13 protein-coding genes are annotated in these 19,486 nt (G+C 41.6%); 4 read left to right on the plus strand and 9 right to left on the minus strand.

The genetic code is table 11. The features are described from left to right. From PTET_RS07685 to PTET_RS07695, 3 genes are all read left to right on the plus strand, one after another. On the plus strand, positions 1–3,081 hold the full coding sequence (locus PTET_RS07685; RefSeq protein WP_013464884.1) for an efflux RND transporter permease subunit: 3,081 nt from the start codon (positions 1–3) through the stop codon (positions 3,079–3,081). Positions 3,082–3,167: 86 nt separating this feature from the next. Further along, positions 3,168–5,063 carry a putative nucleotidyltransferase substrate binding domain-containing protein gene (locus PTET_RS07690; protein ID WP_016899937.1) on the plus strand — a complete coding sequence of 632 codons (1,896 nt, stop codon included), beginning with the start codon at positions 3,168–3,170 and terminating at the stop codon, positions 5,061–5,063. A 3-nt stretch (positions 5,064–5,066) separates the two neighbouring features. After that, positions 5,067–5,768: a 3'-5' exonuclease gene (locus PTET_RS07695; protein WP_013464886.1), complete on the plus strand. Its 702-nt coding sequence runs from the start codon at positions 5,067–5,069 to the stop codon at positions 5,766–5,768. A 73-nt stretch (positions 5,769–5,841) separates the two neighbouring features. Here the strand turns inward: PTET_RS07695 and PTET_RS07700 are convergent, their stop codons facing one another. The 4 genes from PTET_RS07700 to pxpB all read right to left on the minus strand — a co-directional run bounded on the left by PTET_RS07700 (position 5,842) and on the right by pxpB (position 11,777). Continuing rightward, positions 5,842–7,422 (minus strand): BCCT family transporter, encoded by a 1,581-nt coding sequence (locus tag PTET_RS07700; RefSeq protein ID WP_013464887.1) that lies wholly within the window; start codon positions 7,420–7,422, stop codon positions 5,842–5,844. A gap of 800 nt (positions 7,423–8,222) precedes the next feature. Beyond that, positions 8,223–9,887: an asparagine synthase B gene (gene asnB / locus PTET_RS07705; RefSeq protein ID WP_013464888.1), complete on the minus strand. Its 1,665-nt coding sequence runs from the start codon at positions 9,885–9,887 to the stop codon at positions 8,223–8,225. A 295-nt stretch (positions 9,888–10,182) separates the two neighbouring features. Beyond that, on the minus strand, positions 10,183–11,124 hold the full coding sequence (locus PTET_RS07710) for a 5-oxoprolinase subunit C family protein (RefSeq protein WP_013464890.1): 942 nt from the start codon (positions 11,122–11,124) through the stop codon (positions 10,183–10,185). Beyond that, positions 11,121–11,777, minus strand: coding sequence for a 5-oxoprolinase subunit PxpB (gene pxpB / locus PTET_RS07715; RefSeq protein WP_013464891.1), 657 nt, complete (start codon positions 11,775–11,777; stop codon positions 11,121–11,123). The genes PTET_RS07710 and pxpB overlap by 4 nt, the downstream gene beginning before the upstream one ends. Positions 11,778–12,137: 360 nt before the next feature. Between pxpB and msrA the strand changes: the two genes are divergently transcribed. Then, the gene (msrA, locus tag PTET_RS07720; RefSeq protein WP_013464892.1) at positions 12,138–13,424 is read left to right on the plus strand and encodes a peptide-methionine (S)-S-oxide reductase MsrA; all 1,287 of its coding nucleotides are present in this window, start codon (positions 12,138–12,140) and stop codon (positions 13,422–13,424) included. Between the two features lie 642 nt (positions 13,425–14,066). Here the strand turns inward: msrA and PTET_RS07725 are convergent. The 5 genes from PTET_RS07725 to PTET_RS07750 all read right to left on the minus strand — a co-directional run bounded on the left by PTET_RS07725 (position 14,067) and on the right by PTET_RS07750 (position 19,480). Then, positions 14,067–14,945 (minus strand): LysR family transcriptional regulator, encoded by an 879-nt coding sequence (locus PTET_RS07725; RefSeq protein WP_013464894.1) that lies wholly within the window; start codon positions 14,943–14,945, stop codon positions 14,067–14,069. Positions 14,946–15,192: 247 nt separating this feature from the next. Further along, positions 15,193–15,849 (minus strand): 3-oxoacid CoA-transferase subunit B, encoded by a 657-nt coding sequence (locus PTET_RS07735; protein WP_013464895.1) that lies wholly within the window; start codon positions 15,847–15,849, stop codon positions 15,193–15,195. A 15-nt stretch (positions 15,850–15,864) separates the two neighbouring features. Beyond that, complete coding sequence (locus PTET_RS07740) at positions 15,865–16,563, minus strand: CoA transferase subunit A (protein ID WP_013464896.1); 699 nt, start codon at positions 16,561–16,563, stop codon at positions 15,865–15,867. A gap of 29 nt (positions 16,564–16,592) precedes the next feature. After that, entirely contained in the window at positions 16,593–17,489 is an 897-nt protein-coding gene (locus PTET_RS07745) for a hydroxymethylglutaryl-CoA lyase (RefSeq protein ID WP_013464897.1), read from the minus strand. Further along, positions 17,489–19,480 carry an acetyl/propionyl/methylcrotonyl-CoA carboxylase subunit alpha gene (locus tag PTET_RS07750; RefSeq protein WP_013464898.1) on the minus strand — a complete coding sequence of 664 codons (1,992 nt, stop codon included), beginning with the start codon at positions 19,478–19,480 and terminating at the stop codon, positions 17,489–17,491. The genes PTET_RS07745 and PTET_RS07750 overlap by 1 nt, the downstream gene beginning before the upstream one ends. Positions 19,481–19,486 lie beyond the last annotated feature (6 nt).

Genomic DNA, 19,486 nt, shown 5'->3' on the forward strand with positions numbered 1-19,486 from the left:
ATGAAACAGCAACCTATGATGCAAGACTTGCCATCAATGGCTATTCGCCGCCCAGTGCTTATTGTGGTACTGAATTTACTGATTATTATTGCCGGAATTGCCGCCATAGCTGGCGTAGAAGTTCGAGAGCTTCCAGATGTAGACAGACCCCGTATTACTGTATCAGCCTCGTTCCCTGGTGGTTCACCTGAAACCGTTGATACCGAAGTTACCAGTAAACTTGAAGGTGCCGTGGCCCGCGTGAGCGGTGTTAAATCGATTCGTGCACAAAGTGAAGAAGGTAATTCACGCATTGTGGTTGAATTTAGACCGGGTGTTAATCTTGACGACGCCGCGAATGAAACGCGTGAGTCCGTTGCTCGAGTGCAAAGAGAGCTCCCTGAAGAGGTAGAGCGCGTTTCTATTATTAAGGCTGATAACGACGCTGAAGCGGTGGTTTCATTAACAGTATCAAGTGAAAGCTTATCGTTAGAGGCTTTAACAGAGCGGGTTGATGTTGACTTAGCGCCGCAGTTTTTAACTATTCCTGGCGTTGCCGACGTACGATTAAACGGCGATAGAGAACGTGTGCTCAGGGTTCGCATTGATCCATTAAAGCTCAGCAGTTTTAACTTAACGATTCCAGATGTTGCCGATGTACTCAGACAAGCCCCCTTTGATGTGCCTGCAGGGAGTTTAAAATCAAACGATCAGCAAATAATAGTGCGCGCTGATGCAACGTCTGTTACCCCCGCACAGGTGGGCGATATTATAATTCAGGGCGATACCCGTATTAGCGATATCGCCGCGGTATATTTTGGCCCAGCCGATCCGCGCTCTATGGTAAGACTTAATGGTAAACCTGTTATTGGTATGGAAATTATTCGCCAAGCACAGTCCAACACCATCGAAATTTCTGATGAAGTACTCAACCTTATAGAGGGAATGCGTGAGCGCTTTCCTGAGATGGAGTTTACGCTAACATCAGATGATGCGCAGTTTATTAGAAGCTCAGTAGATGAAGTGATTAACTCATTGGTTCTAACGGTACTGCTAGTGATCATCACCTTATGGGTGTTTATTGGTTCATGGCGTGCAACATTAGTCCCAGCATTTGCCATTCCTGTTGCGCTTATAGGTTCATTAGCTCTGATATGGGCACTTGGGTTTTCAATTAATATTTTAACCTTATTAGCACTGGTATTAGCGACAGGATTAATTGTTGATGATGCAATTGTAGTGAGTGAAAATATTCAACGCCAGCGAGGGTTAGGCCTTGGAAGGCGTGCCGCAGCGGTTGTTGGTACCCGTGAAGTATTTTTTGCCGTTATTGCCACCACTGCAGTATTAGCGGCTGTGTTTGTACCCATCGCATTTTTACCCTCTACAGCAGGGCGTTTATTTAGGGAGTTTGGTGGCGTACTAGCTGGTGCGGTAATTATATCTAGCTTTGTTGCGTTATCGTTAGTGCCGGCGCTCACCTCTAAACTAAAGCTTAAGCAAGGTGGTTTTCATCCCTTTGCGAAATTTGGTAACGTGCTTGCCAATATTTATACCAAAACAATTCATAAAGTACTGGATCATGCGTGGGTTACCTTTATTGTTTGTTTATTAGTTGCAGGCGGTTCGGGTGCTTTGTATATGAGTTTAGATAACGAACTGCTCCCTACTGAAGACCGCGGTAAAATTAGAATATTTGCCCGCGGACCTGATGGCGTAGGCTTAAATTTTATGGATAGACAAGCCATTAAAATGGAAGATACCTTACTGCCTTTCGTTGAAAGTGGTGAAATTGAGTCTATTTACACTGTGGTTGGGCAATGGGATCCCAATATTGTGTTTATTACTGTGCCATTAAAGCATTGGGATGAACGTAACTTTAGCCAACAAGAAATTATTAATAAAATTCGCCAGCCTTTAGGTAACATCCCTGGTGCACCTGCTTACCCTGGTGGTGCAAATAGCTTAAATTTACGTGGCCAAGGTGGCGGCATAGAAATCGCTTTACTGGGACAAGATTACCTTGAAATATTTAAGGCTGCACAGCAGTTTTCAGCTGATCTTGAAAAAGCCGTGCCAGAGGTTGCGCCGGTAAGAGTATCGTATCAGCCATCGCAGCCGCAATTGCGTGTTAATATTGACAGACGACGCGCAGAAGAACTTGGCGTGTCTTTAAGTGATATCGCAATTACGTTAAGAGCCGCTATTAATGGTGACGATATCGCTGATTTAAACATTGGCGATCAATCTATTCCTATTATGCTACAGGCACAAAATCAAACTATTAACGACCCAAGTGATTTAGCAAACTTGTTTATTAGAGCTCGTAATAATCAATTGGTACCGCTCAGTAGTGTCGCTAACATTTCAGAGGAAGGGGTTGCTGCCGAGCTTGAGCGTCATGCTCAGCGCCGTGCCATAGAGCTCAGTATGGAGCTGCCTGAAGGCTTAACAATTGCCACCTTAGTGGAGCAAATAAAGCAAGTGTCTGAGCAATCATTACCAGCAGGTATTACCCTTGCGTTTAAAGGGGAAGCACTGACATTTGAAGAAACCTCCAACGAAGTATTAATGACCTACGTATTGGCATTTTTAATTGTGTTTTTAGTACTTGCGGCGCAATTTGAAAATGTTAACAGTGCAATCGTGGTAATGATCACTGTACCATTTGGGATTACATCGGCCATTTTAGCGCTGTATTTAACCGGTACCTCACTGAATATTTACTCGCAAATAGGCCTAGTGATGTTAATTGGGTTAATCGCTAAAAATGCGATTTTATTAGTCGAGTTTGCTGATCAATTAAGAGATCAGGGGCTGAGTGTTCGAAAAGCGGTTGAACAAGCTGCATTGGTACGTTTAAGACCAATCACCATGACCTTAATATCGACCTTACTAGGTGCGTTACCCCTAATTATGTCAACAGGTGCCGGAGCAGAAGCACGTAATGCCATTGGTTGGGTGGTATTTGGTGGACTAGCCTTAGCGGTATTGTTTACGCTTTACTTAACACCGGTGATTTATTTAGGATTAGCCCGCTTTACCAGTCCTCGTGGCGATGAGTCAAAGCAATTAGCCCAAGAGCTGGAGCAACTTGACTAACTAATTACGCTAATTGGCTATTTTTCTTTGAAAAAATAGCCAATTAAGCCCACAATTCAACTAGATTAAAGCCACAAGGATCACCTATGCAGGCCGAGCAAGTTGAAATAGCCCAATTTTTAGTTGAACACCCCCCTTTTGATACGCTTGAGAGCGAGGCACTAAACGAACTAGCAATGCAAATTGAAGTTGCTTATTTTCGTGCGCAAACTGATATTTTACATTTAGGCCAAGATATTAGTGACTTATATATTATTCGTAGTGGCTCGGTTGAAATTTCACGTCGTAATGGCGAGCTCTATAATCGTTTAGCCACAGGCGGCATTTTTGGCCAAATGGGCCTATTGATGAACCGCAAAGTGCGCTTTCCGGCTCGTGCCCTAGAAGACACCTTAACCTATTGTATTAACGTTAATACCTTCAACGAATATTGCGATAAATACGAAACCTTTGCCGATTTTTTTGAAGTGGATGGTAACGTACGTTTGCACCAAGCCATTGTAGAGCAAGCCGACAGCAATGATTTAACCACCGCGAAAGTAAAGTCATTATTACACCGTGATGTGGTCACAGTAACAATGCAAACTGCTATTCAAGACGTCGCATTTTTAATGACGCAAGAATCGGTCTCTTCAGTGTTAGTTACCGACATAGAAAAACAAATAAGCGACGATCCAGAAGAAGACGACGGTCAAGTTGTTGGGATCATAACCGACAGAGATATTCGCACTAAGGTGGTTGCCCAAGGGTTAACATATGATACACCCGCCAAAGAAGTAATGACATCAAGCTTAGTACTACTTGATAGCAACGCCTATGTGTTTGAAGCCGTATTAGCCATGCTAAGAGATAACTTACATCATTTACCTGTGGTACATAAAAAACGACCTATTGGGGTAATATCGCTGTCTGACATTTTACGTTATGAATCACAAAGTAGCTTACTGTTAGTACGCGGTATTTTAGCGCAGCAATCAGTTGATGACTTAGTTCATTACGCGCGCCAATTACCTAATGTATTTGTACGTATGGTTAATGAAGATGCAAATTCGCATATGATAGGAACCGCTATGGCGGTCATAGGCCGTACCTTTAAACAGCGTTTGTTAGCACTGGCCGAAGAAAAATTTGGCGAGCCGCCTATTCCTTATTGTTTTATAGCCTTAGGCTCAATGGCCCGCGACGAGCAGCTAATTGTGACTGATCAAGATAATGCTCTCATTTTGGATAATAGTTTTGATGAGGCACTGCACGATGAGTATTTTCAAAACCTATCAGATTTTGTGTGTGATGGTTTAGCTAAATGTGGCTATACCTATTGTGACGGTGAAATTATGGCGTCGTTTAAAAAATGGCGTATGACCCGTACACAATGGAAAGAAAAATTTGCTAGTTGGATGGCCGAGCCGAAACCGCAAGCACTACTTAATAGTTCGATATTTTTTGACTTAGATGGTGTATGGGGCAAGCTAAAATGGGCCGATGAGCTTAAAACGCTGGTGGCCAAAGAAAGCAAAGTAAACAAACGCTTTTTAGCGAACCTTGCTGCCAATGCCCGCAATAGAACGCCGCCACTAGGATTCTTTAACGGTTTTGTGCTTGAGCATAATGGCCAGCATAAGCGGTCAATGAACTTAAAACGCCGTGGTACGGCGCCGCTATCTGATGTGGTGCGCGTGCACGCCTTAGCGGTTGGCTCACGTAAACAAAACTCCTTTGAGCGCTTAGAAGATATTATAGAGGCAAATTTACTGCCTAAAGGTAAAGCACAAGATTTACGTGATGCGTTTGAGTATATTGCCACAGTACGTATTCGTCATCAGGCGTGGCAAATAGAGCAGGGTGAAGCCCCAGATAACGATCTAGACCCCCATTTACTTTCACCCTTTGAGCAAAGTAATTTAAAAGAAGCCTTTGCTATTTTAGAAAAAGCGCAAAGCTTTTTAAAATTTAGCTATTCTGCGCACCCGGGTGTGAAATAAGTTATGGCTAAATCACCGTTAGATTGGTCACAGCGCTACGAGCAGTTATTGCAAACTGCGCAAAACCCGTTACTTAAAGACTTTTATCAACAAGCGTTTACCAATCAGGCTGCTCCACTTAAAGATGTCCCTTTTGTGGCGCTCGACTTTGAAACAACCGGCCTTGATGCGAATAGCGATGATATTGTTAGTGTGGGGCTGGTGCCTTTTAATGTAAATCGTATTTATTGTAAAGAGAGCCGTCACTGGGTGGTGCAACCACGACGAGATTTAAGTGAAGAGTCAATCGTTATTCATGGAATTACTCATTCAGAAGTGGATGAAGCCCCTGATCTTAATCGAATTTTAGCGCCACTGCTTGATGCCCTTAAAGGCAAAGTGGTGGTGGTACATTATGCTGCAATAGAACGTCATTTTTTTTATAACGCGCTACTTATGCGTATAAAAGAGGGCATAGAGTTTGCACTAGTTGATACGATGGAAATAGAAAGGCGGGCGCTTAAAGCGCGGCAGGGGTTATTAGGCAGGCTGTTTAATTCAAAGCTAGGATCACTTAGGTTAAGTGATACACGGGAGCGTTATTCATTGCCACTGTATCAAAACCATAATGCGCTTACTGATGCACTAGCCACTGCCGAGCTGCTGCAAGCGCAGCTGAGTTACCACTATAGATCAGACACGCCAGTGAGTGAAATTTGGCTTTAGCTATTGAAGCATTACTGTTAAAAATAGAGCACAAAAAAAGCCGCAATTTGCGGCTTTTTTATTATGGAATGTGTTATTTAACTGGGCGAGGCTCAGTTCGTAAACCTAAAATTAAGCTTACACACATCAATAACAATACAATGGTAAATGGCAGACCGGTTGATATAGCCCCCGCTTGCAGTGCTTCAATCGCTTGAGTGCCACCAATCCAAAGTAATGCAGCAGCGATAGCACCCTCAACAGACGCCCAAAAAATACGCTGTGGTACCGGCGCATCAATCTTACCACCTGCTGTGATTGAATCGATTACAAGTGACCCTGAATCAGAAGAAGTAATAAAGAATACCAGTACTAAAACAATAGCAATGAAAGATAAAACGTTTGCCATTGGCATTTCATCAAGCATTTGGAACATCGCCATAGGCACACTTGTTAAACCGTCAGTTCCTAGGGCACCAATTCCATTAACTACTTGGTCAATTGCGATGCCGCCATAAATAGACATCCATAAGATAGTGACTGCTGTAGGAATAAGTAGTACAGCGGTTAAAAACTCACGAATTGTACGACCACGTGAAACACGGGCAATAAACATACCTACAAACGGTGACCACGAAATCCACCAAGCCCAATAAAATACTGTCCATCCATGCATCCATGTTTCATCTTCACGACCATGTGGGTTACTTAACGGAATAATGTTTTCTACATAGCCCATTACCGTGTTTGGTATATTACCCATAGATACAGCAAAACCAACTAAACATACAAATACCAGTAGCACTAAAGCAATAAGCATATTGACATTACTTAGTAGCTTAACGCCACCATCAATGCCTCGAATAACTGAGACAATGGCTAATAACGTCACCCCTGTAATAACCAGAATTTGTGAACCTACGCCACCTTCAAGGCCAAATACGTGGTTAATACCCGCTGAAGCTTGTTGAGCACCTAATCCTAAAGACGTTGCCAAACCAAATAAGGTCGCAAGCACAGCTAAAATATCGATTATATGCCCCGGCCAGCCCCATGCTTTATCACCTAAAATAGGGTAAAAAATTGAGCGTATAGAAAGCGGTAAGCCTTTATTGTATGTGAAAAACGCTAAAGAAAGCGCGACAACTGCATAAATGGCCCAAGGATGAAGACCCCAGTGGAACATAGTTGCGCCCATTGCAAGCTTTGCTGCTTCTGGGGTGTTGGCAGCCACATTAAGCGGTGTTTCATACCAGCCGGTGTAATAAGCCACCGGTTCAGCAACTCCCCAAAACATTAAGCCAATACCCATACCTGCTGCAAATAACATTGCCAGCCAAGAAATACGAGAGTGAGATGGTTTAGCATCGTCGCCGCCTAAACGGATATTGCCGTAAGGCGAAAAAATTAAAACTAAACAAAAAATAACAAAGAAGTTAGCAGCCCACATAAACAGGCCGTCAAAATTATTAATAATATCGGTTTTAATACCATCTAGCGTCGTTTTAGCTACTTCGGCATCAGATACTAATACGGCAATTAAAAACAGCGCTATTAACCCTGCACTTATTCCGAATACAGGGTTATGTATATCAAACCCCCATTTTTGCACGTTGTCTTGACCTACGGTGTAGTCCGTATTGTCAATACTGTACTTGTCATGATTCTCGCTCATGCAATACCTCATTGGTTAATGAAACAGGCTGGCTTAATGCCAGTTTTTTATAGTTCACTGTATTCGTCTTATTAGATTCTTTGCCAAAGCTAATAACACGAATAATTAGAAGACTAACTAATTTAATTGCCCATCATACCTTTACTGCTAGGGGAGTTAAATATTAAATACGAAAGAATTAACACTTTGCTAAAATTTTGAGCTGACTTTGTCTTTTTATTGTACATGTCTGGTCGCTAAGAAAATGAAAACTAACGCGTTAGCACTTTATTTTATAGTCGTAAATAGCAATGAATGCAAAAGCTAAGTTAATGAATGTTCATATTAATAGGGCGTATAAACAGATAAATCACTTAATTGGATACGCTAAAAGCGTACTCTGATTTTTAAAACTAAGAGTAATTTGTTAAATGGGCTTTTTTATGACTTTTTAATTACATTTTTATAGCTTTGGATTTTTAGCCAAGGGGAGGTTAATAGAATCAGCAATGAAAATAGCGATGTTAAAGTAGTTTTTATAAAAAAGTGGCTTATTTATTTTGCGGTTTAAACTAATTTGGCTTCCTCGTTTATTTTGACGATTAACAGCTTAACTCACAAAGAGGATAAAGTGACGCTGAGCCTTTAGAGAAGTAACAAAACCACATAATTAAACAAAAATGATGAGGCAGAATGGCTTTTACTTTCTCATTTTCTTCTCATTCACTTCTCTCAGTGCAATAAGCATTTTAAGAAAATTACGCACAAAGACACCAAAAAAAGCTGCAGCTTTAACACTGCAGCTTAGGATGGTTAAATTTTTATTTGTACGCTTCGTTATGAACGCCCGCAGCGCGCCCTGATGGATCGGCATTATTTTGAAATGATGCATCCCATGCAAGTGCTTCTGGGGTTGAACACGCAACTGATTTACCATGTGGTACACACTTAGCCGAGGCATCGCCTGGGAAGTGCGACTCAAAAATACTGCGGTAAAAATACGCTTCTTTAGAGTCTGGCGTGTTAATTGGGTATTTAAATTTGGCATTCGCCAATTCTTGATCCGTTACTTGCTCATTAACAAACTCTTTTAAGGTATCTATCCAGCTGTAGCCAACGCCATCAGAGAATTGCTCTTTTTGACGCCATAACACTTCATCTGGGAGGTAGCCGTCGAAGCCTGCACGTAAAATGTGTTTTTCAATTTTGCCGTCTTTACACATTTTAGCTTCAGGGTTAATGCGCATTGCCACATCAACAAACTCTTTATCTAAAAATGGTACGCGTGCTTCCACACCCCAAGCCGCCATTGATTTATTGGCACGTAAACAGTCAAACATATGGAGCTTTGAAACTTTACGGTTCAGCTCTTCATGAAACTCTTGTGCATTAGGCGCTTTATGAAAATATAAATAACCGCCAAATAATTCATCTGCACCTTCACCTGAGAGCACCATTTTTATACCCATGGCTTTAATTTGACGGGCCATTAAGTACATTGGGGTTGATGCACGAATGGTGGTTACATCGTAAGTTTCAATGTGGTAAATCACTTCTTTAAGTGCATCAATACCTTGTTGAATAGTAAAGATAATAGGGTGGTGAATTGTTCCAATCATATCAGCTACTTTTTGCGCTGCGGCTAAATCGGGGGAGCCTTCTAAACCCACCGAAAAGGAATGCAGTTTAGGCCACCAAGCATCACTTTCATCGTTATCTTCAATACGTTTTGCAGCAAAGCGCTGGGTAATAGCGGAAATAACCGATGAATCTAAGCCACCCGATAGCAATACGCCATAGGGTACGTCACACATAAGCTGGCGCTTAACCGCCGCTTCCAATGCATCTTTTACATCTTCTGCTTTGGCATCGTTGTTTTTAACAGCGTCGAAGCTTTGCCAATCACGTTGATAGTAAGGGGTTAATTTGCCGTCTTTGCTGTAAAGGTAATGCCCCGGCGGAAACTCTTCAATGTGCTTACAAATAGGTGAGAGCGCTTTGAGCTCTGACGCTACATAAAAGTTACCGTGCTCATCGTGACCTGTGTACAGTGGAATAATACCAATGTGATCGCGACCAATTAAGTATGCGTCTTGCTCTTCATCATATAAACAAAAAGCAAAAATACCATTTAAGTCATCTAAAAATGCCGGCCCTTTTTGTTTATACAGGGCTAAAATCACTTCACAATCTGACTGGGTTTGAAAATCAAAGTCGATCTCTAAGTTAGCGGCCAGCTCTTTGTGGTTATAAATTTCGCCATTAACCGCTAAAATATGGGTTTTTTCTGGGTTGTAAAGGGGTTGAGCACCGCTTGATACGCCAACAATGGCTAAGCGCTCATGCACTAAAATTGCTTTATCAGATGAATACACACCAGACCAATCTGGCCCACGATGACGTAACAGTTTAGACATTTCGATTGCCTGAGTGCGTAACTGGCTGGGATCCGATTTAATATCGAGTACACCAAAAATTGAACACATAATTTTTCCTCATTCCTATTAAGTGCCTACGATAGCGAGTTTGCTAAAGACTAACCTTGTTTTATCAGAAATAAATAACTAAGTCACACGGCTTTTTTAAATTAATAAGAATAATTTATGCACCAAACATGTTGCTGGTGCACCAATATGGTGAGGTTAATAGTATGATAGCAACGGATTGTACAATTTTTGATTTAAAACCGGCAGGGTTTAGCGTTTCATGCTGATGTAAATTTATATTTGCACCAAGTGGGTGCAAATATAATCATTAAGAAAACAGCGTTATCGTACTATGTTAATTAGCCCAATAGCGATTTAAACTCAGTTTAAGCTGAGATAGATGCGCATCGAGTTTACTTTTTGCCGCGGTTGCTTGTTCAAGCGTTACAAACTCAAAAGTAATAGAATCGGCGGTTCTAAACTGAGCAAACTGATGTAAATCCGCCTCTATTACATGGCCTATCAATGGGTAGCCCCCCGTTGTTTGTGCATCATTTAACAGCACAATTGGGTTGCCATCAGGTGGGAGTTGCACGCTTCCCGGTGCTACCGCGAGTGAGTGCAGTGAGAGCGAGTGTTGCATTATTTGGCTATTATTATGATCTAAGCGTACTCCCATTCGATTACTATTCGGGTTAATAGTAAATGAGGTGGTACAGAAAGCGTTTATACACTCAGGTGTAAGTAGTTCATGATGTGGGCCTTGATGTAGCCGAATAACTTTTCGTTTAGGCGGTGTTAATGCACCTTTATTGCATAGCCAAGGCTGAGTATATGGGGTTATTTTTATAATATCGTCGCTTTGTAATGCTCGGCCATTAAAACCACCAATGGCTGCCCCTAAGTCGGTTGATTTAGAACCCATAACTTCAGGGCATTCAATTCCACCTTTTACAGCAATGTAAGCTCTGGAGCCACCGCGTCCTGTATCAAATTTAAGTGTTTGTTTTGCTTTTACCGGATAACTCCACCCGGGGTAAACGGCTTGAGCGTCAAGTTTAGCGTTTAAGTCGGCTCCATGCAGAGCAATGACGGTATCGCACTCAAATTGCAATTCACATAACCCAACGGTGAGTTCAAGTACGGCATCGTTATCGTGATTATTTACTAAGCGATTGGCAATAATGTGCGCATAGGCGTCTAAGCTACCCGAGCGGCTAACCCCTAAATGACGAAAACCCACACGGCCTAAATCTTGGATTGTAAGCTGTATACCGGGTTTGATTACTTTAATCATTGTTTACTCCTTTTAACAGGCACAAATTCAAGGGTGTCACCGGGTTTAAATAAACAAGGGTTTGAGGCGGTTGCATCAAATAAACAGGCATCAGTATGAGCAATAATATGCCAGCCACCAGGTGAGTTTTCAGGATAAATGCCTGTTTGGTCTGCCCCAATCGCAATCGCGCCTTTAGGAACACTGACTCGTGGGTTATCACGCCTTGGGGTAAACAGTTGAGAATTGAGCCCATGTAAATAAGGAAAACCGGGCACAAAACCTAAAAACAACACATGGTAAATTTCTTTACTGTGTAAATTAATTACCTCATCTATTGTTAGCTTGTGATAATTAGCCACATAGTTTAAATCCTCACCTTGGTAATAGGTGTCTATTTTATGATGCTGACTTTCAAAGGCGTAATCATCAACCTCATCCCATAGTTTTGTTAAGGTGTTTTGCCATTGATGTAAATTACTGGCTGATTTTAAATACAAGGTTAATGAGTTCATCCCGGGGACTAAATCTATAAACTCATTGGTGTTTTTACAATACTGTGACAGCGCCCAGAGTTTTTTTTGCGTCGCAAGTATGTGTTGTTCGCTGTAGTGAGAAACATCAAAAAGCAGACTAGAATTTGTTAATATTTTTATACTTGGCAAAGTGCTCATACAGATAACTTATTAATATTGTTTGTATTTAAGCTATCACAGTCGTTGTGCTATTACGATATTAATAGACAAACTCGGATCGATTAAATTCCCGTCTTCGTAAAGTTTTATTGCGTGTGAAATTTATTCTTGAGTTTACAGGTCTGCTTTAGGGTCTGTTGACCTTTGCGGATTAAAATCGCTCCTAGGCAGAACCCGAAGGGCAGCGCCTGTTTGGCATTGATGCTCCGTTATCGCCTATTTATGGGGAATAACCACACCACATAGGCTCTGCCTTGCCTAAACACCAAACAAACTGCTGCAAATTTAACCTTGAAAGGTCAACAGACCCTAGAGTAACTAAAACTAAGAGGTCATCGTATGTTTAAGCGGGTAATACTATCGGCGTTTGCCATTGTGGGCTTACTAAGTGCAATGAGTGCTATATCGTCAGATGAAATAATCAAACCAACTGATTTAGATGCAACCATGCATGTTGAAAAAATAGTGCTGGGTTCGGGCTGTTTTTGGGGTGCAGAAAAACGCTACGAAGCACTTAATGGTGTGTTAGACGCTGAATCGGGTTACGCCGATGGCCGGGGGTTTAAGCCAACCTATAGAAATATCACTAAGTTATCCCGTCGCTTTGATGAAGATAATTACGCCGAAGTGGTGCAGGTTACTTTTAATAGTAATATTATTTCAGCAAGAGAGTTGTTGCAAAATTACTATGAGAGCCACGATCCAACGCAAAAGAATCGTCAAGGTAATGATGTAGGCACGCAATATCGCTCTATTATTTTAACCACTACCGATCAGCAAGCGAGCATCGCAAAAGCGGTCACGAGTGAGTATCAGCAATTATTAAGTAAAGCCGATTATGGAAAAATAGTGACGCAAATAAAGCCACTTGAGCGCTTTTATTCGGCTGAAGAGTATCATCAAAATTACCTTGAAAAAAATCCAAACGGCTATTGCCCTGATCATTCAACCGGTGTTGTATTTACTCAAAGTGATAAACCGAAGGTAGATAATACTGCATTATTAAATGGCAAACAGATTGTTATTTTAGACTCGCAAAGTTATTGCCCTTACTGCGAAAAGTTTAAAGCGGCCGTTGCCAATGATTATAAAGGCACAATTCCAATGACTTTCCGCCATGCTGATCAGCTTGATGGGTTAACGATTAAATCGGCGACATGGGCTACACCTACCATATTATTTTTAGAAAATGGGGTTGAGGTCTATTCTCGCCAAGGCTACATGAACCCAGAGCAATTTTATAAAGCATTAGGTGCGTTTAAGCTTGGCAACAGTGAAGCTTATAAGGTGGCTTTTAATGCTAAAACCGACAGCCCTTACTGCAAAGAATATGCTATTTTTAAAAACACGCCCGATGGCATCTTTATTGATAAACTAAGCGGTGAGCCATTATTTGATACCCGCGATAGATTTAACTCAGGCACCGGTTGGCTTTCATTTACCCACCCAATAAAAGACAGTGTAACCCAACATGAAGATAATAGCTGGGGAATGCAGCGCATTGAGCTTAAGTCTAAAAGTACCGGTATTCACTTAGGGCATTTATTTCCGGGTGAGGGGCCTAGAGGGCAAGATAGATATTGTATTAATGCGACTGTTTTAGAATTTGTAGCCAGAAAACAGTAAATTTTAAGCAAAAAAAAGCAGCGATGATTAAGTAGATACTTAACGGTCGCTGCATTTCAATTGACAACATCTTCACACACAATAAAGATTCGGGGGGTTGTATTAGTACAAAACTAACTCTGGCTTATTGTTGTTGATGAGAATGAAAATAAAAACAACCCAAGCTCAGTCACCACCGGACTTGAGTTGTTTTTTACACTGACAACATCTTCACACACAATAAAGATTCTTAAGTTTATTGGCGGGTGTAAGGGTAAAAATAAAAACAACTCAAGCTAAGTCACCACCGAACTTGAGCTGTTTTTTACACTGACAACATCTTCACACACAATAAAGATTCTTTTTTACTAGCTCGTTGTTACAAACTAATGAAATCTGATTTTGGTAACACGTTTTATATTTTTTAGCGTGTTGCCGTTTGGTTGAGTTAACTTTAGAGCTTTTACTCAATTTCGACAAGCGATAAAAACAAAACTAATAAGTGAAAAAAACTAACTTATGGGGTTTTAGATTTTTTCAATAAATAAAGCGCTGATAAATAAGCGCTTTTTTTGTTTTTCGGTAGGGGGATTTTAAAAATAAAAGTTGCACACTTTAAAATTAGCTAAAAAGCGCTCAACAAGGAGCCCTTAATTGAATGTGCTATTTAGTTTGCCTAAAGGTGTTAATCACCCATTTTGCAAACAAATCGAGAGGGTGATTAGCGGTACTTGAGCCATGCTGAACTAAATAATATTTGTCTTTTGTTGTTAGTGGTTGCTCAAACAGTTTGTAAAGCCATTGCTCATCCAGCCAGCTTTGGCTTATTGGTAAAGGAATAAGCGCGATGCCCATACCTTGCTGTGCAGCGCGTGCAACGCCAAACATACTATCTATTTGAATAATTTGTGCAGGGGAAAAGTCATCAATACCGACTTTTTCAGCCCATTGATGCCATGCCCAAGGCCGTGCTTTATGCACAATAAGCGGCACTTGATTGAGCGCCTGGCAGTGATCGTTTTGCCACTGATCGAGCAGCTTTTTATTACACGCTGGAATATATTCTAAATTAAATAACTCAGTAGCCAGCCCATCAAGCGGTTTACTTGAAGATAAAATGATTGATAAATCACTTTGGCGAGTCAGCTCTTTGCGCGTTTTAAGGGTGTCCATGTGTAAATTAATATTAGGATGCTCACTCGTCCACTCACTCAGTTTTGGCATTAGCAATTCACTGGCAAAAAACTCGGGCAGGGTAATGGTTAAATTTACATTTTGTTGTAACTGACTAAATTCGGTAATGGTGCTTTCCAGCATATTTATAATGGGGTAAATCGCTTCAAAAAAGTTTTTTCCAGCTGGCGTTAAGCTTATGGAACGGGTTTGCCTTTGAAATAAATCAATGCCCAGCTGCTCTTCTAGCTGCTTTATTTGATGGCTGACCGCCGATGGCGTTAAATACAGCTCTTTGGCGGCATGTTTAAAACTTAAGCTTTTTGCGGCAAAACAAAAAGAGCGAAGGCCGCGAATAGGTGTTTGCATGGTATCCAATATAAAGTTATTTCAATCACCTTATTACAGGCAATTATTAAACCAAAAATAAAAGTTAACTATATCAGTTATTTAATTTTTTTATTAGGGCGAATTCACCTAAGTGGTGCGTTAAATTCTCACTATAGTGCAAAAGCTAAAATAAAGGCAAAAAAAATCCCTCTTGCGAGGGATTTTGGGTAACTCAGCGCCATTGGCACTGGGAATGAGGTCGGTACAGGGTGAAATTGTGAGTAGTTTAAAACACCATCTCAGGAATATCACCGTCAACAAGCAATTTACCTGCCGTTTTACTAATAATTTCATCAACTGATACGCCTGGTGCGCGTTCTAGCAAATGAAATGCGCCGTCTTTAACTTCTAATACGGCTAAATCGGTTACTATTTTTTTAACACAGTTAACGCCCGTCAGCGGTAACGTACAGCTTTCTAATAATTTAGAATCGCCGTGTTTACTGGCATGGGTCATAGTAACAATAATGTTTTTTGCACCAGCAACTAAATCCATTGCTCCGCCCATGCCTTTTATTAATTTTTTAGGGATCATCCATGAGGCTATAGACCCGTTTTGGTCTACCTCAAATGCGCCCAGAACCGTTAAGTCTACATGACCACCCCGTATCATGGCAAAACTATCTGCACTATTAAATATAGCTGCACCGGTAGCTGCCGTCACGGTTTCTTTACCCGCGTTGATCATATCGGCATCTACAGTGTCTTTAGTTGGGTATTCACCCATACCTAATAGGCCATTTTCGGACTGTAGCATAACTTCTATGCCATCGGGTACATAGTTTGCGACGAGTGTCGGAATACCTATGCCTAAATTAACATAGTACCCATCTTGTAGCTCTTGAGCGACGCGCATTGCGACTTGTTCACGTGATAATGCCATTTTAAGTGCTCCTGCTTAATCTCGTGTGGTAACACGTTCAATGCGTTTTTCAAAGTTGCCCTTGATCACGCGATTTACAAAAATGCCAGGGGTATGAATTTGACTTGGCTCTAGCTCACCGGGTTCAACAATCTCTTCCACTTCGGCAACGGTAATTTTACCTGCGGTTGCGGCCATTGGATTAAAGTTCATTGCGGTATGGCGAAATACTAAATTACCGTAACGGTCTGCTTTCCATGCTTTTACAATGGCAAATTCGCCCGTGATTGACTCTTCTAAAATATAAGGGCGACCATTAAATTCTTTTACTTCTTTACCCTCAGCTACTGGCGTACCGTAACCCGTGGCGGTATAAAAAGCAGGAATACCGGCACCACCAGCACGCATTTTTTCTGCTAGAGTCCCTTGCGGTGTTAGCTCTACATCAATTTCGCCATTAAGTAGTTGTTGTTCAAAAAGAGCATTTTCGCCCACATAAGAGGCAACCACTTTTTTAATTTGTTTGTCTTGTAATAAAAGCCCTAAACCAAAGTCATCAACGCCGCAATTGTTCGATACGACCGTTAACTCTTTGGTTTGCATTTTTTTAATTTGTGCTATTAATCCCTCGGGAATACCGCATAAACCAAAACCACCAGCGATGATAGTATCGCCGTCTTTTAAACCTTCCATTGCAGCTTCGTAACTCGAAACTACTTTATCAAAACCGGCCATGAGTGACTCCTCATTCTATGCTATTGCAATTATTGTGTGTGTAATGCCACTGAAACTTTACTAACAGGCTGTTTATTAAGCGCATTAGTAATTTGCCAACCTGCTTGTGCGAGCCTTTTTAAATCAATTCCATGTTCAATGCCAAGCCCTTGCAGTAAGTAAACAACATCTTCGGTGGCAACATTTCCTGACGCACCCTTAGCGTAAGGGCAGCCACCAAGGCCAGCAACGGCAGCGTCAACCGTTGAAATACCTAGGCTTAAGGCAGCGTAAATATTTGTGAGCGCCTGTCCATAGGTATCATGAAAGTGTACTGCAAGCTTACTTTTATCAATATGCTTGAGCAGCAATGTAAGCAGCTCAGTCACTTTACCTGCGGTGCCGACACCAATAGTATCGCCAAGGCTCACTTCATAGCAGCCAAGCGCTAATAACTTTTGTGCCACGTTTAAAACAACCTGAGGGTCAACGTCTCCCTCATAAGGGCAGCCTAAAACACAGCTTACATAACCACGAACGCGTATATTATTGGCTTTAGCAAAAGTCATTACCTCGCTAAAACGATCAATACTTTGCGCTATTGAACAATTTATATTTTTTTGACAAAACGCTTCGCTGGCCGCCGTAAATATAGCAAATTCTTTAATACCAACAGCATGCGCAGCTTGTGCGCCTTTTAAATTTGGCGTTAAGGCACTTAAATTAATCTCTGGAAGGTCAAGCGCACTGATCACCTCGCTTGAGTCTGCCATTTGTGGCACCCATTTGGGAGATACAAATGCACCAGCTTCTATGTCTTTTAATCCCGCGGCGGCGAGGGCATTAATAAGTGTTACTTTATCTTCAGTGCTGACGGTTTTTTCATTTTGTAAACCATCACGTGCGCCCACTTCAACAATACGAACTTTGTTTGCAAAGGCACTCATTAAGCACCTTCCTGAACAGTCGTATCTTCAACAATGGCTAACAGTGCGCCGTGTGAAACTAGTTCACCTTCACCAAAGCAGTAACTCTGTAATATGCCGTCATGCGGTGCATTAAGTGTATATTCCATTTTCATGGCTTCGATAATAACAACGGCATCACCTTTAGTGATAGTGCTACCTACTTCAATTAAATGTTTTACTACCGTGCCATTGAGTGGCGCAGCGAGCGGCAGCGCGTCATTTTCGTGTGAACTAATATAATGTTTATCAACATATTCAAACTTAGTTTGCAGTGCTTTATTCATTACAGTAATTGCATTGTCAGTTATGCTGACATGTGCGCTGTGCTTTTCACCGTTAATAAATACGTTGCACACACCATTATTTAACGTCCCTTGAACACTGTATACGCCCGTACTGTGTGTCACATTGTAACCCTGCGCAGTTTTGATAGCGCTTAGCGGTAAATCTACAAATGGGATTTTAATTGCCTGCGGTGCATTTAAAGTAAACCCACTCAGTTGTTGCCAAGGGCTGGCACTATTGTTTTGTGCTTGGTGCGTGTTTAACGACTCTAAATAGGCAAAAGCGGCAATAAGCTGGCTTGATAGCAATAATGACTCATCAACTGCAGCGAGTGAATCACCTTGCTCAGCAATAAAGTGTGTACTTGGCGCGCCTTGTTTAAAACTTGCGTGGCAAGCTAAGTTATGTAAAAAGCCAATATTGGTACTAAAGCCTGCTAAATGAAATTGCTCAAGCGCCTGTTGCAAACGAGAAAGCGCTTGTTCGCGATTATCATCATGAACAATTAACTTTGCAATCATTGGGTCGTAGTAGGGGCTTATTTCATCACCTTGGGCAATCCCGGTATCTATGCGTACAAATTCACTATTAACGGGGACATGTAGCGCTTCAATGGTGCCTGAGCACGGAATAAAGTCATTTGCAGGGTCTTCGGCGTAAATACGCGCTTCAAAGCTATGGCCTTGCAGTTGAATATCAGATTGCTTTAACGGCAGTGTTTGCCCGCCCGCAATATTAATTTGCCAGTTCACTAAATCAACACCGGTCACCATTTCGGTCACTGGGTGCTCTACTTGCAGGCGAGTGTTCATTTCCATAAAGAAAAATTCATTACCGCAAAGTAAAAACTCAACAGTACCCGCACCACGGTAATTAATGGCTAATGCACAGCGTACAGCCGCTTCGCCCATTTCTTTACGCAGCGCGTCAGATAAACCTGGAGCAGGGGCTTCTTCAATCACTTTTTGGTGTCGGCGTTGCAACGAACAGTCACGATCACCCAAATAAACACAATTACCGTGATTATCTGCAAATACTTGTACTTCAACATGGCGAGGTTGATTAACGTAGCGCTCTAATAGCACTAAATCGTTACCAAAACCGGCAATGGCTTCACGTTGGGCGCCTTCAAGTGCAGCTATAAAGTCTTTCGGCTTTTCTACCACTCGCATCCCTTTACCGCCACCGCCAAAGGCCGCTTTGATAAGAACAGGGTAACCAATTTTTTCAGCCTCAGATTGCAAAAAAACAGGGTCTTGTTTATCACCATAGTAACCAGGTACCAAAGGAACGTTTGCCGCGGCCATTATTTCTTTAGCACGGGTTTTTGAGCCCATTGCTTCAATACTCGTTGCTGGTGGGCCAATAAAAGCAATGTTATTTGCTTCACAGGCTTTAGCAAATTCACTGTTTTCTGATAAAAAGCCGTAGCCTGGATGAATGCAATCAGCGCCACTGGCTTTAGCAACCTGCAAAATTTTATCTGCGACTAGGTATGAATCTTTACTTGGCGCAGCACCAATATGGTAGGCTTCGTCGGCCATTTTTACATGTTGCGCGTTTTTATCTGCATCTGAATACACCGCAACCGTGGTTAAGCCCATTTGCTTTGCGGTGCGCATAATACGACAGGCAATTTCGCCACGGTTAGCAATCAGAATTTTTTGTAATTGTACTGTGTTCATAATGCG

The organism is Pseudoalteromonas tetraodonis (genome assembly GCF_002310835.1).
In the GTDB taxonomy this organism is placed as follows: Bacteria; Pseudomonadota; Gammaproteobacteria; order Enterobacterales; family Alteromonadaceae; genus Pseudoalteromonas; species Pseudoalteromonas tetraodonis.